Origin of the sequence: Bradyrhizobium elkanii WSM2783 (assembly GCF_000472865.1) — a bacterium.
In the GTDB taxonomy this organism is placed as follows: domain Bacteria; phylum Pseudomonadota; class Alphaproteobacteria; order Rhizobiales; family Xanthobacteraceae; genus Bradyrhizobium; species Bradyrhizobium elkanii_A.
On sequence record NZ_AXAP01000043.1, the window covers coordinates 1 to 18358 of the forward strand.

17 protein-coding genes and 2 pseudogenes are annotated in these 18358 nt (G+C 63.0%); 11 read left to right on the forward strand and 8 right to left on the reverse strand.

The window, feature by feature from the left end:
- A pseudogene (locus tag YY7_RS58620) lies at positions 1-226 on the forward strand (IS701 family transposase); the annotation flags it as partial.
- A gap of 598 nt (positions 227-824) precedes the next feature.
- On the opposite strand, the gene YY7_RS0130135 reads toward YY7_RS58620, so the two are convergent.
- The gene (locus tag YY7_RS0130135) at positions 825-1589 is read right to left on the reverse strand and encodes an MBL fold metallo-hydrolase (RefSeq protein ID WP_245287461.1); all 765 of its coding nucleotides are present in this window, start codon (positions 1587-1589) and stop codon (positions 825-827) included.
- 91 nt (positions 1590-1680) lie between these two features.
- On the reverse strand, positions 1681-2664 hold the full coding sequence (locus tag YY7_RS0130140) for a polysaccharide deacetylase family protein (protein WP_035691279.1): 984 nt from the start codon (positions 2662-2664) through the stop codon (positions 1681-1683).
- Positions 2665-2864: 200 nt separating this feature from the next.
- On the opposite strand from YY7_RS0130140, the gene YY7_RS0130145 reads away from it, so the two are divergent.
- Together YY7_RS0130145 and YY7_RS64505 are read left to right on the forward strand one after the other, a co-directional pair.
- Complete coding sequence (locus YY7_RS0130145) at positions 2865-3779, forward strand: LysR family transcriptional regulator (protein WP_028166480.1); 915 nt, start codon at positions 2865-2867, stop codon at positions 3777-3779.
- Between the two features lie 129 nt (positions 3780-3908).
- Positions 3909-4142, forward strand: a pseudogene (locus YY7_RS64505) (IS5/IS1182 family transposase); the annotation flags it as partial.
- 137 nt (positions 4143-4279) lie between these two features.
- Here the strand turns inward: YY7_RS64505 and YY7_RS0130150 are convergent.
- On the reverse strand, positions 4280-5461 hold the full coding sequence (locus tag YY7_RS0130150; protein WP_028166481.1) for an MFS transporter: 1182 nt from the start codon (positions 5459-5461) through the stop codon (positions 4280-4282).
- A gap of 103 nt (positions 5462-5564) precedes the next feature.
- On the opposite strand from YY7_RS0130150, the gene YY7_RS0130155 reads away from it, so the two are divergent.
- Both YY7_RS0130155 and YY7_RS0130160 read left to right on the forward strand, forming a co-directional pair.
- The gene (locus YY7_RS0130155; protein ID WP_028166482.1) at positions 5565-6524 is read left to right on the forward strand and encodes a LysR family transcriptional regulator; all 960 of its coding nucleotides are present in this window, start codon (positions 5565-5567) and stop codon (positions 6522-6524) included.
- A 263-nt stretch (positions 6525-6787) separates the two neighbouring features.
- Positions 6788-8038, forward strand: a complete 1251-nt coding sequence (locus YY7_RS0130160; RefSeq protein ID WP_080663910.1) for an acyltransferase family protein — start codon at positions 6788-6790, stop codon at positions 8036-8038.
- 2 nt (positions 8039-8040) lie between these two features.
- Here YY7_RS0130160 and YY7_RS0130165 read toward each other — a convergent pair whose 3' ends face one another.
- The 4 genes from YY7_RS0130165 to YY7_RS0130180 form a co-directional block, all read right to left on the reverse strand.
- Complete coding sequence (locus tag YY7_RS0130165; protein WP_028166484.1) at positions 8041-8580, reverse strand: c-type cytochrome; 540 nt, start codon at positions 8578-8580, stop codon at positions 8041-8043.
- The gene (gene soxC, locus YY7_RS0130170; protein WP_028166485.1) at positions 8567-9832 is read right to left on the reverse strand and encodes a sulfite dehydrogenase; all 1266 of its coding nucleotides are present in this window, start codon (positions 9830-9832) and stop codon (positions 8567-8569) included. Before soxC ends, YY7_RS0130165 begins: the two co-directional genes overlap by 14 nt.
- A 184-nt stretch (positions 9833-10016) precedes the next feature.
- Positions 10017-11504, reverse strand: coding sequence for an amino acid permease (locus YY7_RS0130175; protein WP_028166486.1), 1488 nt, complete (start codon positions 11502-11504; stop codon positions 10017-10019).
- 73 nt (positions 11505-11577) lie between these two features.
- The gene (locus YY7_RS0130180; protein ID WP_028166487.1) at positions 11578-12786 is read right to left on the reverse strand and encodes a cytochrome P450; all 1209 of its coding nucleotides are present in this window, start codon (positions 12784-12786) and stop codon (positions 11578-11580) included.
- 175 nt (positions 12787-12961) lie between these two features.
- Between YY7_RS0130180 and YY7_RS0130185 the strand changes: the two genes are divergently transcribed.
- The 4 genes from YY7_RS0130185 to YY7_RS0130200 all read left to right on the forward strand — a co-directional run bounded on the left by YY7_RS0130185 (position 12962) and on the right by YY7_RS0130200 (position 16591).
- Positions 12962-13390 carry an SRPBCC family protein gene (locus tag YY7_RS0130185; RefSeq protein WP_028166488.1) on the forward strand — a complete coding sequence of 143 codons (429 nt, stop codon included), beginning with the start codon at positions 12962-12964 and terminating at the stop codon, positions 13388-13390.
- A 288-nt stretch (positions 13391-13678) separates the two neighbouring features.
- A complete protein-coding gene (locus YY7_RS0130190) occupies positions 13679-15415 on the forward strand; it encodes an ATP-binding protein (RefSeq protein ID WP_028166489.1) in 1737 nt (578 codons plus the stop codon).
- An 84-nt stretch (positions 15416-15499) separates the two neighbouring features.
- Entirely contained in the window at positions 15500-16078 is a 579-nt protein-coding gene (locus YY7_RS0130195; RefSeq protein ID WP_028166490.1) for a peroxidase-related enzyme, read from the forward strand.
- Positions 16079-16099: 21 nt separating this feature from the next.
- Positions 16100-16591, forward strand: a complete 492-nt coding sequence (locus tag YY7_RS0130200; RefSeq protein WP_028166491.1) for an MgtC/SapB family protein — start codon at positions 16100-16102, stop codon at positions 16589-16591.
- Here the strand turns inward: YY7_RS0130200 and YY7_RS0130205 are convergent.
- Positions 16588-17214, reverse strand: a complete 627-nt coding sequence (locus YY7_RS0130205; RefSeq protein WP_028166492.1) for a ParB-like protein — start codon at positions 17212-17214, stop codon at positions 16588-16590. The two genes, YY7_RS0130200 and YY7_RS0130205, sit on opposite strands and share 4 nt — an antisense overlap.
- A gap of 294 nt (positions 17215-17508) precedes the next feature.
- Between YY7_RS0130205 and YY7_RS0130210 the strand changes: the two genes are divergently transcribed.
- Positions 17509-17850, forward strand: coding sequence for a hypothetical protein (locus YY7_RS0130210; RefSeq protein WP_028166493.1), 342 nt, complete (start codon positions 17509-17511; stop codon positions 17848-17850).
- A 194-nt stretch (positions 17851-18044) separates the two neighbouring features.
- Positions 18045-18350 (forward strand): acyl carrier protein, encoded by a 306-nt coding sequence (locus tag YY7_RS0130215; protein ID WP_027583603.1) that lies wholly within the window; start codon positions 18045-18047, stop codon positions 18348-18350.
- The last annotated feature ends 8 nt before the right edge of the window (positions 18351-18358 follow it).

Consider the following 18358-nt stretch of genomic DNA (forward strand, 5'->3'; position numbering starts at 1 on the left):
TCACTTCGAAGGGCGATCATGGCAAGGTCTTCATCGCCACGCCTTGATGACAATGATTGCCTACGCCTTCCTGCAACATCGTCGCCTCGCATACGCGGGGCGGAAAAAAAAGAATCAACGGGCCTCCGCCTCAGCCAACCATGCCAGCCGTACGTCACGCCATCGTCGATCTCATCCTTCGGCCGCCGTCTCAGCAGTGCCCATATTGCCGAAAGCAAATCCGTGAAAAACAGCGGCGAAAACACAATCTGCCAAAGTAGTGTTAGGCCGTGTACCCACAAACCCTGCGGCGTGATGCGACGAACGCAATGTCCGCTTTGCCCCTATAGCGGCCGAGTTCGTGCGGCAGCGCAATATGTCGCGATGGGCCAAAACCCGAAATGGCTCGGTATTATTTCATCTCACCCATCGGCGACAATGAAGGATTATCCTTGTCGCCGCTGGTGAATCGGCCGCTCAGCGGCCCGAGCGATGGATCAATTCCGCCACGTTCGGCAGTACCCTCATCACGACCGCATCGAGTCCGGCTGAGTTTGGATGAAATCCGCTCCTTCGCACATTGGGCTGCGAGTCGTCCCCGCGCACTATCAAACTTCGGATAGAACAGCATACCGTGTTCGCTGGCGAACTGGAGAACATCGCGACGAACGCCTTGCTATTTCCTCGCCTAGGCAGGCGCGAGCCCGCGCTCCAAAGCGCAGCCCGATGAGAGGCTTCGCGGAAGCCATCCAGAAGCGTTCCGCGGAAAGGCTCTGGACTGTTTCGTCGCTTCGCCCCTCGCAATGACGAGTGGAGAGCGTGCCTCGGGCTATTTCGGCCTCCTGTCAAGCTACTGCGAATTCGAGTGGCATGCCCTTTTCGATTCGAGTCAGGCGATTTGCCAGACCGAACGTGCGGAAGACATCGGCGAGTTGTTCCTGGCTCTCCCGCAAGTGGCCCCAACCTTCGTTGTGAACCGAAACCAGTCTCGAATTCGGAAACGCGTGCGCGGCTTCCAAAGCATCCTCGCTACCCATTGTCATGCGGAAACGCCCTCGCGGCTCCGCGGCACCGGTGTACAGCACGACAACCTTTGGAGAGAAGCGGCGCGCAACGTCCGCGGTGCCATCGAACCAGAGAGTATCGCCGGTGATGTAGATGAGATCACCCGGCTCATTAACCCCGAGGGCAAATCCAACCACGTCGCCAGCGTCGACCCCGATCGGTCCATGGCGTGCCGGTGTCGCCGTCACGAACAGCTTCGTGCTGCGACCCACCTCGAGCGAGCGCGTCTCGAACGGCCTCAGGCCGACGACACTTCCGCCGAGACGCTGCGCCCCCGACTTTGTCGTGTAGATCACACCGATGCTGGGCAGAAGAGCGCGGCCAGAGTTGTCGAGATTGTCGAAATGATGGTCGTGGCTCAGCAACACGGCGTCGAGCCTGCCTATCTGCTCGACCGAAAGGGCAGGCCCTGCGGTCTTCAGGTGCTTCACAGGGCTATGTGGTCCCTGATACTGCCCGGGCGGGTCAAACGTCGGATCCGTCAGCAGGCGAATGTCGTCAATCTGAATGAGGACAGTCGGGCCGCCGATCAAGGTCAGCGTCATATTCGAGGCAGTCATGGCCACTCCTGGTCGATCGCGCTGTCCGGCCGAATGTCACACACGGCGGTAACCTTCGGCCAAGCCGTGCACTCCATCAGGCCGACGGCCCCGAAAGACCGGTCTTCTGCACAGGGCCACGATCGAGATACGGGGTCTTGTCGCGCGTCTTCAGCGCCCAATTCGCGATCTCGTCCTTACGGGCAAACCAGACGGCCGGCTTGCTCTTTGCGTATGTGAAAAAGCGATCAAGGGCGCGCACGCGATTGGCGTGACCGGAGAGGCGGTCATGGACCGCCATCACCATCATCCGACGGCGACTGGCCCCTTCCTCATAAAGCTGATCGAATTCGTCCTTGAGCGACTGCTCATAGGCAGCCGGGTTATAGCCCTCGAATGGGTAAGACACGATGTCGTTCAAATGGAAAGTGTAAGGCACTGTGACGAAATCGCCGCCCCTGACTGGCAGAATGAACGGCTCGTCCATACTGGCTTCGTCCAAATAGTAGGTGAAACCGAGCTCTTTTAGGATATCGAGTGTGTGCGGGCTGTTGCGTACCCAATAGGCGCTCCATCCCTTCGGCATCTGGCCGGTCGCGCGCTCGATGCTGTTCATGTTGTCGATGATGAACTGCCGCTCATCAGCCGGGCTCAGATCATAGCTCGCCGACCAGGTGCGGCCGTGGGCGGCCGCTTCGTGTCCGCGACGCACGACCTCTTGTGCCAAAGCGGGATCCTTGTCGACCGCTTGCCCGATCATGAAGGCGGTGACCTTGATGCCGTGCTTGTCGAACAGGTTGAGCAAACGCGGCGTGCCCTCGTAGATGCCGTACTGGAACACGCCGTTAGTCGGCATGTCCGGCAAGCCGTCCTTGATCGGTTCGGGGATCACGCCAGGAGCGCCGGAGAGGGGCTGACCGCCGCCTTCGTACATTAAGGAAATGCTGATCGCGAGACGCGCGCCATTGGGCCAGAGCGAGGAATTGTCTGTCATTGTCGCCTCCTTTCCTTCGACCGTTACATTCAGCGTCATTGCAGCAGCCGAGGCACCGGTGGAGGTCAGAAATTCGCGGCGGTTCATGATGGACCCTCCAAATCCGGGATCAGAAGTGCTGACGCGTCGCAAGTTATTACGCCTACGGATCGTCGAGGCCCACCAGGGCCTTGATGGAGTCGGCGAACTGCTTCTGGCTCTATCAGCCGTGGCTACCGTGAATAATTTGGCTCATGCAAACATTCGGAGTAGTCTAAAAAAATCACTTTCATAAATACGAGATCTGTATGAATGATCGCTTCACCTCAATGCGGCTGTTCGTGCGGGTCGCACGGAGCGGCAGTTTCTCCGTGGCAGCGCGCGAGATCGGGATTACGCAGCCGACCGCGTCTAGGATCGTGGCGGCGCTGGAGAAGCAAATCGGCGTCGCATTGTTGCTGCGCAGCACGCGGGCTGTGACGCTCACGGAAGCCGGCGCGGATTATCTCGCTCGGTGCGAGGCGATCCTCGCAGCGCTCGATGAAGCCGATCATGCTGCACGGGGCACCGGTGAGTTGCGCGGCACCCTGAGAGTGGCGGCGTCTCCGTCCTTCGCTTCTCGTACGATCATGCCAAAGCTCGCCAAGTTTAGCGATCGGCATCCGAAGCTGCGCATGGAATTTTCGCTCGACGATGCTCGGCACAACCTCATCGAAGATTCCGTGGACGTGGCCGTCAGGATAGGCTCCCTCGATGACAGCACCGCTGTGGCGCGCAAGATTGGCACTCTTCACCGGGTTCTCGTCGCCGCCCCGTCGTACCTGGCGCGAGCTGGTGCTCCTTCCGTGCCGGCTGAGATCACCAAGCACACGCTCATTGTGGGACCTGCGGGTGGGTCTTCAGAGGCATGGTCGTTTCGTAAAGCCAGAAAGGCTGTTTCAGTTCGCATCCAAGGACGATTTGTTATCAGCGCGACGGAAACAGCGTCTGCCGCTGCAGTTGCAGGCTTGGGTATCTGTTCGACCAGCCAGGGAAGCGTTCGGGCTGAGCTGCGGTCGGGAGCACTCGTCAGGATCTTGCCAGACTGGGAAGTTGGTTCGGCCGACATCAACGTGATTTTGCCGGCTGGCCGCGCCGCCAAGGCGTCAGCTCGTGCCTTCGCCGAGTTTATCGCGGAGCGAGTTCATGAAATGGAGCGGGACTTTCCCTGGGAAGGAAATTGAAATCGCCGGTATCCGTGACCTCGGGTCACTCGTGAGGAACCTCGACTCCTTTGCGTGATTTTTCTGCGGCCACGATGTCCGTTGTGGGTCATTTTCGACGGATTCAACAGGGGTTGTCGGCAGGTTAATGACGCCGACTGGATCAGAGAGCTTGCCATGAAGAAGGGCGCGTGGGCCAACATCCCGCCGAAAAGCAATCGCAGCGATCCGATCTGCTTCAGCCCCTATCTCTACCGCGCTCGCAACCAGGTCGACCGGTTCTTCAACAGGATCGAACAATGTCGTCGGGTGGCGACGCGTTACGACAGGCTCGCTGCCAACCACCTTGCCTTCGTTCAACTCGCGTCAATCAGGCTATGGCTGCGCCTTAATGAGTCCGCGTCCTTGCGCCCCACGCTCCGATATATCTCAAGGACGAAGGCGAGAAACGTAATCCGCCATTCGCTTTCGACCAAACTGGCCGGATTATTTCGAGCTTCACTGTGGAAATCGGCCGGCGCCTATTTCGCAGGACAGGTCGCCGCCCGGGCCTGCGGCCGATCCAGGCGCAGGCTCCACAGCGCCAGGACAAGACCGGCCGAGGTGATCGCCGCCGCAACCAGCGGCAGTGCGGTGAGACCGAGTCCATGATCGATGGTGATCCCGCCGGCCCAGGCGCCGAATGCATTGCCGAGATTGAAGGCGGCGATGTTGAGGCTCGAGGCGAGCGTCCGTCCGGCTTCGCCTGCCGTTTCGAGCACCCGGAGCTGCAGCGGCGCTACGGTCGCGAACGCCGCGATGCCGAGCAGTCCGACCAGCACGATGGTCAGCACCTTCAGCGGAAGCACAGCGGTCATTGCGACCAGGACGACCGCGAGCGCGGCCAGCGTTCCGATGAGAGCGCGCGGCAGGCCTCGATCGGCCAGCCGTCCGCCGGCAACATTTCCGATCGACAGCCCTACCCCGAACACCAGGAGGATTGGCGACACGGCCGCGTCGGAAAATCCGGTGACGCGTGTGAGGATCGGCTGGATATAGGTGAAGACCGTGAACACCCCGGCAAAGCCGAGCACCGTCATGGCGAGGCAGAGCTGGACCTGCGGACGAAGCATCACCGCCAGTTCATCTCGGACCTTCACCGCATTGCCGTCCTCGCCCACGTGGCCCGGCACGAACAACGCCACGATAGCAAAGGCCCCGACGCCGATCGCGGTGACCGCCCAGAACGCCGCGCGCCATCCGAGCGATAGCCCGATCCAGGCGCCGAACGGCACGCCGAGAATGGTCGCCACTGTGAGGCCGACGAACATCGTTGCGATCGCGGAAGCGCGCTTGTCCTCGGCGACGAGGCTTGTCGCGACCACCGAGCCGACGCCGAAAAACGTGCCGTGTGCCAATGAGGTCAGCACCCGCGCGGCCATCAGCAACCCATAGCTCGGCGCCAGCGCACAGGCGGCGTTGCCGAGTGTGAAAATGGCCATCAGCGCCAGCAGCACGGCCTTGCGCGGCATCCGCCGCGTCGCGAGCGTCAGGATCGGCGCGCCGACGAACACGCCCAGCGCGTAACCCGAAATGAGCAGGCCCGCGGCCGATACCGACACCTGCATGTCGGCAGCGACCTGCAGCAGAAGACCCATGATGACGAATTCAGTGGTACCGATGCCAAAGGCACCGGCGGTGAGCGCAAGGACAGCGATGGGCAAGGACGTGGCTCCGGACTGGAAGGACGGCAAGCCCGGAAATAGCGTTGTGACGTTGCGAGAATTAGAGGGCGACAAGTCCAATCATTTGTGACACCAGTTCAACATGGTTCGATCAGACACCAACCGCTCCGGCGAAATGGAAGTGTTCGTCCGCGTCGTCGATCGCGCCGGCTTTACTGCCGCAGCGCAGAGCCTGCGGCTCACGCCCTCGGGCGTCAGCAAGCTGGTGTCGCGGATGGAGGCACGCCTCGGCGCCAGACTGATCAACCGCTCCACGCGCAAGCTGCAGCTCACGCCGGAAGGTGAAGCCTTCTATCAACGTGCGGTCCGCATCCTCGCCGAGATCCAGGAAGCCGAACATGAAGCCGCCGCCGGTGCGACGCCTCGAGGCCATCTCACCGTCAACAGCAACATCCCGTTCGGCACATTGCATATCCTTCCGCTGGTACCGCGCTTTCTTGCCGAGCATCCCGGGATCACGCTCGATATCGTCCTTACCGACACCGTGATCGACCTGATGCAGGAGCGCGCGGACGTCGCGATCCGCGTCGGCCCGCTGCAGGTGTCGCGGCTGATCGCGCGCAAGCTCGCGACCAGCCGCATGGTCGTCGTGGCCTCGCCGGACTACCTCGCCAAACATGGCACGCCCAAGACGCCGACTGAGCTCGCCAACCACCGCGGCATCGGCTGGACCTTTCCACGCACGATCCGCGGCTGGCCATTCCGCAAGGGAGAGCGGATCGAAGAGGTGCTGCCGCCGCCGATGGTCCGTGCCAGCGACGGCGAAGCCGTGCGCCGGCTCGTTTTGGGCGGCGCAGGGCTGGCGCGCCTTGCTTTGTTCCACATCGGTCCGGACATCGAGGCCGGACGATTGGTGCCGGTGCTTCAAACTCTCAATCCCGAGGACCGCGAAGATATTCACGCGGTCTATGTGGGCCACGGCGGCCCCCTTCCCGCTCGCGTGCGCGCCTTCATCGATTTCCTGTCGCGCCACATCCGGCTCAGCGACCCCGCGCTCAAGCGAACGGCCGACGGCAAGTGGAAGCTGGTGAGGAAATCGTAAGGGGGCGGGTTAGCGTCCCACGCTGCGCGATAATCAACGAGCGCGGGAGAAGCGTAGTCCTGCCGTTCGCTCGTACGAATACGCCGTGGTCATTCCGGGGCGCGCGCCCGGAATGACGGCTCCGTCATTGCAATCGTAAGCGAATCATCCGCTGATTTACCAAACCTCAGAGAACCCCGATCACCCCGCCGCTCCGCCATCACCGCTGGCCCCCGCCTTGCTCAAGGACATGCCAAACGCATTGCCGGCGAAAGAGGCGTATCATGGCGGGACAGACATCTTCGGGCGTGGGCCGGTTTGAGGCACTTGATGCAATGCGCGGTATCTGCGCGCTGCTCGTGGTGCTCTTCCACATCCCCATTTACCATGCGCTGAAGGGCACCCAGCCGTTCGTGAACCTGCAATTCTGCGTCGACATGTTCTTTGCCCTGTCCGGCTTCGTGCTCTGTCACGCCTATGGCCAGCGCCTTCACCAAGCCGGCGATGGCGTCCGCTTCATGGCGATGCGGTTCGCGCGGCTCTGGCCGCTGCATATGGTGATGCTGGCGCTGTTCGTAATGATCGAAGTGAGCAAGATCGTCTTCATGCGCACCGACGGTTCGTTCTCGCTGGATTCGGTACCGTTCGGCGCCGGGCACACGCTCTACGAAGCCGTCACCAACATCCTGTTCCTCCAGTCCTTCAACCTGCATGGCGGCCTGACCTGGAACGGCCCCGCCTGGAGCGCGGCGGTCGAGTTCTACGTCTCGATGCTGTTCGCGGTCATCGTCGTGCTGTTCCCGCGCCGGCGGCGCGAGATCTTCCTTGGCCTCTGCCTTGCGGCCGGAATGCAGCTCTACGAACGTTCGCCGGGAACGCTGTTCGTCTCCAGCGATTGGGGCATGCTGCGCGCGATGTTCTCCTTCTTCGCGGGATGCCTGGTCTACGACCTGCGCCTCTATTCCAACGGCCGGCTCGACATGCCGAACATATTGGAGGTCTCGTGCGCGGTGCTGGTTGCCGTGTTCGTGTTGGTTACTCCATCCGGCGGACCACAATATCTGTTTCCACTGCTCGCCGCGGTCGTGATCTGCGTGTTCTCGTTCGACCAGGGCAAGATCTCGGCGGTGCTGCGCTCGCCTGCGCTGCAGAAGCTCGGGCTGTGGTCCTATTCGATCTATATGATCCACACCTTCATCTTCCAGATCATGCGGAGCGCCGCCTCCTTCCTCGGCCACAAGCTCCACCTCGAACTGGTGGCATGGCACAATGACGACAAGCTGGTGGTGCTGGGAACACCAACGCTGGCGCTGGTGGCCGCGCTGGTTCTTTCCGTGGTCCTCGTCGTCCCCGTCGCTGCGCTCACCTATCGCTGGATCGAGAAGCCCGCGATGGACATGGCCCGACACGCGCTCTCCGGGACGGCGCGCGCGGAAGCGCCGCTCGGCTTCGGCGCGGCAATATGGCGGCTGTTCAGTGCCGGCGTGATCCGCGCGGCGGCCGGCTTCCGCGCCGTTCGGCTGCGGCTGCCGTAGAGCTAGCGCACGTCTGGCCGCGGATCGGAAACGAAGTTGTCGCGATTGGGCATCTTGATAGCGGCGAGCGTCTTCGCGTCGAGCACAGCGTCCGCCGGAACGAGGCCGTTGAGATTGAGGATGTAGGCGGAGACCGCGTAGACATCCTCATCGCTCAGCGACTGCGGCGCGTTCTGCGGCATGGCGCGGCGGATATAGTCGAACAGTGTCGGAGCATAGGGCCAGTAGCTGCCGACGGTGCGCACCGGCTTTGCGCCTGCAAGCGTGCCCTGGCCGCCGACCAGGCGATCGCCGACACCGCCCTGCCCGTCGGCGCCGTGGCAGGCGGCGCATTGTTCGCTGACGACCACGCGGCCGCGCTCGACGTTGCCGCTGCCGGGCGGCAGGTTCGATCCATCATGGCCGATGTCGATGTCCCAGCCCTTGATTTCCCCCGGCGTCGCCGCGCGTCCGATATGGAAAGACTCCTCGGCCTGCGCGGCAGCAGCGAGCCCGGCGATCACGGCGGCCAGCAGGGCGACATGCGATCTAAGCCAGCGCATTGCTCACCTCCCCATTCGCGGTAATGCGCCACGGCCAGATCGCGTTGTTGTGGTAGTAATGATTGACGCCGCGAACCGCGAGCAATTCGGCGAGCGTCGGCTGCACATAGTCGGTCTCGTCGATCGCGCGGCTCTGGATCACGGCGGGAGTGCCGTCCCACTGCCAAGGCAGGCGAAAGCGGGTGAGCGCGCGGGTCAGGACCGGCTCCTGAAGTTTGGCCGTCTGCCAGCTCTTGCCGTCATCGACCGAAACCTCGACGCGCTTGATCTTGCCGTGCCCGCTCCAGGCGATGCCGGATATCTCATGGAAGCCGGTGTCGTTCAGTTTCTGTCCACCCGAGGGACGCAGGATGATCGATTTCGCCTCCATGGTGAAGGTGAACTCGCGTGCCGTTCCGTCGGGCATCAGGTCGGTATATTTGGAGGTCTCCTCGCGCGAATAGACAGGCTCCGCGGCGGCCTTCAGCCGCCGCAGCCATTTGATGTTCATGTTTCCCTCGAAGCCCGGCAGCAAGAGGCGCAACGGATAGCCCTGCTGAGGGCGCAGCCGCTCGCCGTTCTGGCTGTAGACCAGCATGGCGTCGTCGAGGCATTTCTCGATCGGGATCGAGCGCGTCATCGCCGCCGCATCCGCGCCCTCGGCCACGAGCCACTTCGCTTCCTTCTGCAGGCCGGCTTCGTCAAGGACGTCCTTCAGCATCACGCCGGTCCACTCGGCGCAGCTCACGAGGCCGACGAGGTCAGACGCGGTCTTGCCATAGGGCTTGGTGTAGACGGGATTGCCGGAACACTCGATGAAATGGATTCGCGACTGCGACGGGAAACGACGGATGTCGTCCATCGCGAAGATCAACGGACGGTCGACCAGGCCATGCAGCATCAGCCTGTGCTGCGCCGGATCGATGGTCGGCACACCGCCGTGATGGCGTTCGTAGAACAGCCCGTTCGGCGTGATGATGCCGTCAAGCTCCTGCAGCGGCGTGCGGCCGGACGCCGAGAGATATTGCGGCAGCGTCTTGGAGATGTTCTTGACGACGCCCTTCTCATAGACCGACGGCGTACCGTAGGGCTGATCGCCCATCGGTGCGCCGGGTGCCTTCATCCATTCGGGAATGTTGGGCGGAAGGTTGCCGGTGTCCGCCGCGCCTGGTGTCGCGCCCAGCGCGGCCCCGCCCGCGACCGCCGCGCCGGCTTGCAGGAAATGCCGGCGGGATGGTCGTCGTTCGCGGTTGGCGATTGTTCGCTCGCTCATGGACGTTCTCCCTTGCCGCTCTCGTTGATCGATCTCACGCTAGCACCGAACGCTAAGCACACACCTTCACATCTGCAAAATCACCCGAGCGTCATGTCACCGACGCAGCGCCTTCCAGAATATTTCGATCGGACGTGGACGATGCCTTGGATGAATTTGCTGCTGGCCGAATCGTTCCGCCGCGTCAGCGCTGATCGCCCGCGCGCAGACGACTATGCGTCCGGCCATAGGCGGCATAGATCACAAGGCCGATCACGAGCCACACCGCGAGCCGGATCCAGGTGTCCATCGGCAGGCTGAGCATCAGGAAGATCGAGGTTGCAGCCGCGGCCGGGCCCACCAGCCAGATCGCCGGCGCCCGGAACGGACGCGGCAGGTCGGGATCGACGACGCGCAGCACCATGGTGCCGATCGAGACCACGGCGAACGCGAACAGCGTGCCGATGCTGACGAGTTCGCCGACCAGCCCGATCGGCAGCAACCCGCCGAGAAGGGCAACGACGATGCCGGAACCGATCGTGGCGACATGAGGCGTCCTGAAACGCGGATGGATGTTTGCGATCGCCGGCGGCAGCAATCCATCATAGGCCATGGCGCGGAAGATCCGGGGCTGCGCCAGCAGCATCACCAGTATCACCGAGGTCAGGCCGAACAGGATGCCGAGTTTGATGACCGGCGACAGCCAGCCAACGCCGGCCGCATCGATCCCGACCGCAATCGGGTCGGGAACGTTCAGCCGGTCGAACGGGACGATGCCCGTCAGCACGAAGCCGACGGCGACATAGAGCGCCGCGCAGATCACGAGCGAGGCGAGAATGCCGATCGGCATGTCGCGCTCCGGCGACTTCGCCTCCTGCGCGGCGGTCGAGACCGCGTCGAAACCGATATAGGCGAAGAACACCACGGCCGCGCCGCGGAACACGCCGGACCAGCCGAAGACGCCGACGCCCGCATTCGGCGGAATGAAGGCCCCTTCGGGATTGCTCGCGGTGACCCAGTTCGCGGTCGTGAACGAGGAGATCGTGCAGGCGATGAAGAGCAGAATGACGATCAGCTTCACCGCGACGATGAAATTGTTGAACCGCGCCGACTCCCTGATCCCTGCAACCAGCAGCGCCGTGATGAAGACGATGACGACCATCGCCGGCACGTTGAAGATCGCGCCCGTCGACGACCATGCGTGCGTGGTCGCGTCATAGCTCAGCGGCGCAGACGCGAGCTCCGGCGGGATCGTAAGGCCAAAATCCCTGGCGAAGCTGACGGCATAGCCGGACCACCCGATCGAGACCGCGATAGCACCGACGGCATATTCCAGGATCAGGTCCCAGCCGATGATCCAGGCCACAAATTCGCCGAGCGTCGCATAGGCAAAGGTGTAGGCGCTGCCGCAGACCGGGACGGTCGATGACATCTCCGCATAGCAGAGACCCGCGAAAGCGCAGGCCACCGCGCCGAACGCGAAGGAAAGCGTCACCGCAGGTCCTGCATTTGCCGCCGCGGCGTGTCCGGTCAGGACGAAGATGCCCGCGCCGATGACGGCGCCGATCCCGAGCGCGACGAGATTGAGCGCCGACAGCGTGCGCCGCAGCGGCGAGGCCCGCGCGTCTCCTTCCACGCCTGCGGCCTCCTGCAGCAGGTCGGCTGTCGATTTCCTGGCCCAGATGTCTGCCAAGAACCGCCTCCTCGCAACTTCGACCCCGGCGGCCGGTCGTACAGGCTAGCATGGTCTCGATACGCTGCGCCGCTCACGCATTCGGCACCACGGGCAACTTCTCGATCATCCGTATCCCGGGACGGCGTCGCCAATGGATCTCCGACGGCTGAACCGCAAGCTGAAGCTTTGGCCAGCGGGTGAACAGCGCCTTGAGTGCGCAGATCGCCTCGATCCGCGCGAGCTGGTGACCGAGGCAGAAATGGATGCCCGTGCCGAAGGAGATGTGGCGGTTCGGACGCCGCTCGAGATCCATTTGCTCGGGTTGCACGTGCAATGCGGGATCGAAATTGGCCGCCACGATCATGGCCATCACGCGATCGTTCTTCTTCAGGGCGACGCCGCCGAGCTCGACATCGTGCCGCACATAGCGCGGCTTCGAGAATTGCACGGGCGAGACGTAGCGCAGGAATTCCTCGACCGCGAGGGCGGCGCGGTTCCAGTCCGCCTCGAGCCAGTTACGCATCTCAGGATTCTTCAACAGCTCGAACACCGATCCGCTGATCAGATGCGTCGTGGTTTCGGAACCCGCGCCGAGCAATAGCATCACCATCGACACCATTTCGTCTGCCGTGATGCGGCCGCCTTCTCTCTCGACCTGCACCAGTTCGGCAATGAGCCCCTCGCCGCCCTCTTTGCGCGCTACTTGGAGGCGTTCCTCCAGATAGCGCCGCATCTTCCCCAGGGTAAACAGCATCCGCACGAAGCCGAAGGCGTTCGTAATCTGCCCCATCGCATTCGCCCAGCCGATGAATTTCAGCCGGTCGGCCGCTGGCAAGCCGAGAAGCTCGCAGATGACGGAGAGCGGCAGGATGCGCGCATAGCGCTGCACCAGATCGGCGGGGCTACCCAATGCGAACAGTTGGTCCGCAAGGCCGTCCGCGATCGCCCGGATGTGCGGCTCCATCCCGAGCACGGCGCGACGGCGGAAGGCCTCATCGACGATGCCGCGCAACCGGCTGTGATCCGGCTCGTCCTTCGTCAACATGCTGTTGGCGATCGTCGCAATGGATTTCGGCATCCACCACTGCAGTCCCGCGAGCGCCCCGTCGTCCTTGCGCAGCGTGAACGTGGAGGAATCCTTCAGCATCTGTGCGGTGGTCTCATAGGTTGTGGTGACCCAGACTTTGCCCACGATCGGGAATCGCGTGGCAACCACAGGCGCACTGGCTCGCAGCGCCGCGACAGCGGTCGCGGGATCGCGGAAGAATTCTTCGCTGGTAAAATCGATGCGGGGCGCCATCGGTCCCCCCTCCACCTTGCCCCGATCAAGGTGGTGCGGCGCGCGCCAAGCGCAAGGCGCGATCGCGCGGCGGACATAGCACTGTTTTCCCGCCCTTTTTCGGGCGTTCCCGGAACCGCTGCGCCGCGAAATAGTTTGCGCCACGAGGCAAGCAGAATGACAGGGAGACTGACGCATGCCGCAAATCATCGTATCCGTGCCGATCGGCGAGAAATCCACGGACCTCTGGCGGGAGATCGGCTCCTTCGGCGCGGTGGGCCGATGGCACCCGATGCTGACGAGGGTGGAAAGCGAAGGAGACCACGAAGGCTGCGCGCGGGTTGCCGAGACGTGCGACGGCAAGCGACAGACCGAACGGCTGATCGAATTCGCACCGAATGAGCGCTTCTATCGCTACAGGATGGAGGCAACCGCGATGCCGATCCGCAACTATGTCGGCGAGTTCCGCATCGAGGACGCGCCGGACCACAGCAGCAGGGTCGTATGGTCCGCGCATTTCGACCTGATGTCGGACGAAGCATCCGGTGCGGCGGACGCGGTCAAATCATTCCTGAAAGCAGGTCTCGACCATCTTGCCAGTACCCACCCCCGACCTCCGGCGTGATCATTCCGCGAGGCGGTGCGGGGCGCGCGTAGTTGACAGCGCAGCCGCCGGTATCGTGCTCTTCTGAAGTGGTAAATCGATCGTTAATCGGAACCACAGGCCGAGTTCTAACCAGAAAACCCTGATTTTCCGGCGCAACTTGGCCCGCTGGCCAGCACCCAGTGGCAAATCCTGAATCGGATGATGTGGATTTAGCAAATTCGGAAGGGCGGCGGCTTAACCCTTTGTGCAGCCCCGCTTCCCATAGTGGGAATCCAGCTCAATCTCCCAACATCCGGGTCCGGAACTGTGACATCCTTTGGACGTGTGATTTCGGTGCGCGGCTCGCAAGCCCGCGTCGGACTCCTGGCAACCAGCCAGATGCCGTTTTCGGAAGTGCGCGCGACCGTCGGCCGCTTCGTCAGCATCCGGAGTGCGTCTTCCGTGATCGTCGCCATGATCACGGAGGTGAGCTGCGAAGACCTGCCGACATCAGACAATTATATCGCAACCGCCTCCGTCGACCTGCTCGGCGAAATCCTCGGCGGCGACCGTCCCAAATTCCAGCGCGGCGTCACCAACTACCCGACCATCGGCGACACCGTAGACCTGATCAGCGCAGAGGAACTGCGTACGATCTATGCGCCGAGCGGCTCCGACCAGATCAATGTCGGCACTCTGCAGCAGGACCGTTCAGTCACCGCCTATGTCGATATCGAGGAGATGCTGTCCAAGCACTTCGCCGTGCTCGGTTCGACCGGCGTCGGCAAGTCCACCGGCGTGTCGCTGCTCCTCAACGAGATCCTGAAGTCGCGGCCGACCCTGCGCATCTTCCTCCTTGACGTGCACAACGAATACGGGCGCTGCTTTGGCGACCGCGCCCAGGTGCTCAACCCGCGCAACCTGAAGCTGCCGTTCTGGCTGTTCAACTTCGAAGAGATCGTCGACGTGCTGTTCGGCGGCCGCCCCGGCGTGCCGGAAGAACTCGACATCCTTGCCGAAGTCATCCCGATGGCGAAGGGCATCTACACCCAATACCAGAATGCCGACCGTATCGGACTGAAGCGCATCGATCCCAAGCAGATCGGCTACACCGTCGACACGCCGGTGCCGTATCGTCTTGTCGACCTGATCGCGCTGATCGACGAGCGCATGGGCAAGCTCGAGAACCGCTCCTCGCGCATCATCTATCACAAGCTGATCTCGCGCATCGAAACCGTCCGCAACGATCCGCGCTACGCCTTCATGTTCGACAACGCCAATGTCGGCGGCGACACCATGGCGGAGGTCATCAGCCACCTGTTCCGCCTGCCCGCCAACGGCAAGCCGATGACAGTGATGCAGCTCGCCGGCTTCCCGGCCGAGGTCATCGATTCCGTCGTGAGCGTGCTCTGCCGGATGGCATTCGATTTCGGGCTGTGGAGCGACGGCGTCTCGCCGCTATTGTTCGTCTGCGAGGAGGCGCACCGCTACGCGTCCGCCGACCGCAATATCGGCTTTGGCCCGACCCGCAAGGCGGTCTCCCGTATCGCCAAGGAAGGCCGCAAATACGGCGTCTATCTCGGCCTCGTCACCCAGCGCCCGGCCGAGCTGGATGCCACCATCATCTCCCAGTGCAACACGCTGTTCACGATGCGGCTCGCCAACGACCGCGACCAGGCGCTGTTGCGCTCGGCGGTTTCCGACGCCGCGGCCAACCTGCTGTCGTTCGTGCCCTCGCTCGGCACTCGCGAGGTGTTGGCGTTCGGCGAGGGCGTGGCGCTGCCGACGCGGCTGCGCTTCAAGGAGGTGCCGCCGCATCAGCTTCCGCGCAGCGAAGCCACCATCGCGACCGTGCCGTCGGTTGCCGCCGGCCACGACATGCATTTCGTCTCGGCCGTCCTGGAGCGCTGGCGCGGCGCGACCTCGCACCGCGACGTGCCCAACGACCCCGCGATCAGCGAGCGGCCCGCCGCGCGCAGCACCACGCTGGATGCGCCGATGCTGCAGCCTTCGATGGGACTCGATCCGGACCGCTTCTCGCTCCTGAAGAAGCCATTGCGCTGAGCGCTTTCAGCCGGGCGCTTGCGCTCGCGCCATCATCGACTATGGTTCCGGCCAAGCTGCATTGCCTTGAGCCGGAACCCGCCCATGACTGAGCCGATCGCAACACGCTTTCCCACGCCTTCCCTCGACAAATTGCCCGAGGATATCCGCGAGCGTATCCTCGCAGTGCAGGAGAAATCCGGTTTCGTGCCGAACGTCTTCCTGGCGTTCGCCTTTCGCCCGGACGAGTTTCGCGCCTTCTTTGCCTATCACGACGCGCTGATGGAGAAGGCCAGCGGCCTCTCCAAGGCCGAGCGGGAAATGATCGTGGTGGCAACGAGCGCCGCCAACCAGTGCCACTACTGCGTGATCGCGCATGGCGCGATCCTGCGTATCCGTGCCAAGAATCCGCAGATCGCCGACCAGATCGCCGTCAACTATCGCAAGGCCGACATCACGCCGCGCCAACGCGCCATGCTGGATTTCGCGATGAAGGTGAGCCGCGAGGCGAGCACGATCTCGGAGACCGATTTCAGCGCGCTCGAAGCGCACGGGTTCAGCGACGACGACATCTGGGACATCGCGGCGATCGCCGCCTTCTTTGCACTGTCAAACCGGATGGCGAATTTCACCGCGATGCGCCCGAACGACGAGTTCTACATGATGGGACGGTTGCCGAAATAGCCGGCCGCCGAGGTACGCCGCGTGCTTGAATGGAGCGATATCATCCTGCGCCTTGGCGTCGCCACGCTGGCGGGCGCCCTGATCGGCCTCAATCGCGATCTGCGCGGAAAGCCGATCGGCTTGAAGACGCTCGGCATCGTCGGACTGTCCACCGCGACAGTCGTGGTGGTCGCCGTGCAGTTCACCGAAGTCGGCAAGATCACCGACGCGACCAGCCGAGTGATCCAGGGCATCTTGACCGGCATCGGCTTTCTCGGCGCCGGCGTCATCGTCCATGAGAGAGAACACTTCCGCGTCCGTGGATTGACGAGCGCCGCCTGTGCCTTTCTGGCCGCCTGTATCGGGATCGTCTCCGGAGCCGGAGAGTGGCGGATCGTCGCGACAGCCCTGGTGATCGCGCTCGTGCTCCTGACGGTCGGCCGCCGCACCGAGCGCTTGCTGCATCGCGCGCTGGGCGGCAACGGCGATTCGAACGAACACGGCACGCCACCGCAGCCGCCGACAGGCCGCTAATCATCCGAGGCTGGTCCGCACCAGCCCGGCAGGTAGACCGCGTCCTTGCTTTTTGCCGCCGCGAGCGCCTTCTCCATCGCCGTGTCGAAATCAGCGTCCACAAGCTTGCGGGCGACCCTGCGGCGCAGGAAATCTGCCCACAGGAATTCACTGAACGGCGTGGTATCCTTGGCAAAGCCGCCGGCACGGCGCAGTTCGCCGGCAAGGCTGCGGAACGGATCATCCTTCAGGTCGACCACCGATTTCGGCAGATCGCGAAAATGCCTGCGTTCACCCTTGGCGTCATAGGGATAGACCCAGCGCTTGTTGTCCATCACCCCCCAGAATGCATCGCGCTCGACCATGGTGAGATCGCCGATCACGGTGACAAGCACATCCTTGACGCCCTCATCGTGCAGCGCGCGGGCGAGATGGTGATGGTCGACGACGTAGTGGCGCTCATCGGGCCCGAGCACCACCGGGATCATGTGCTGGCCGAGCATTTCGGCGCGCTTCTTCGCTGACTTGTGCTCGCGCCAACGCTGACGCTTCTCCTTTACCTCCCTCATGCCGACCGTCATCTGAGTCGGGCGCAGGGACATGATCGTAACCGGCTTGAGAATCGGCTCACGCGTATTTGCCATGGTTCACTCCCTATTGCTGCCGACGGAAACCATCGAGGGCCGGTTCCACTATGGCACGGCGCCACCAGGGATTGAATTCCTTGGTCTCTCGTTTCGATGAGCTGTGAACAGAGGATCCCCCACGACGCGCGAGGGTGCATCGCACACATCGCCGCGATGCCTTGCGCCCATCGCGCCACTGTCAGTTCCATGAAGTGTCGCGGGGATCACGTTGCGAGAGCGCGCACCAATATTTTACGTGAGGACCGCGCACGGCGTGCTAAACAGGATCACAACTTCTGCGGACGGACGGCAGTGAAAACCCAGCGGCCTATCAGCTCGGACGGTGAGCACGTGGTGCTCAAATTCCGGCCGCGCACCTCCGCCCATCCGCCCGCCCACCACGAGCAATCGCTTGAGGCGGGAAAGCCCGGGCAAGTGGCCCGGGACCTTTCCCATTACGAGCGCCCGCGCGAGGAGCCCGATGACTTCCGCCAGCGCATGCTGGCCAATATCGCGGCCTTCGCTTTCACGGTGGCGCTGACCGCAATCGGCATCTGGTTGGCCGTGAGCATCGCCGACCTGCGCAAAACTCAGGATTGCGTCCTGATGGGCCGGCGCGATTGCGCGCGGATTTCGGTGATGCCGAGGGGCTAGCGCTGGAACCGCAGCCCTATCTGCTGCCCAACAAAGCGGCTCCACAGACAAGGCCAAGCTCCATTGAACTCGCGGCCCCGCTCCGATATACGGGCACTCGAGTCCGCCCGGGGGAACAGGGCATTCCGGGGCAAATCAGCCCGCCGCCTCCCGATCGTCCCGGAATTTATCGCCAATATATCAAAGGCTTAGTGATGTCTTCCACATTCGAGCAGATCGCCAACATTATCGCCGAGACCTGCGATATCCCGCGCGACACGATCAAGCCGGAAAGCCACGCCATCGACGATCTGGGGATCGACAGCCTCGACTTCCTCGACATCGCCTTTGCGATCGACAAGGCGTTCGGGATCAAGATGCCACTTGAGAAGTGGACCCAGGAAGTCAACGACGGCAAGGCCACGACCGAGCAGTACTTCGTGCTGAAGAACCTCGCTGACCGCATCGACGAACTGGTCGCGGCCAAGAACGCAGGCACGGGCACGGCGTCGGGCTCGTAACCGAGCGC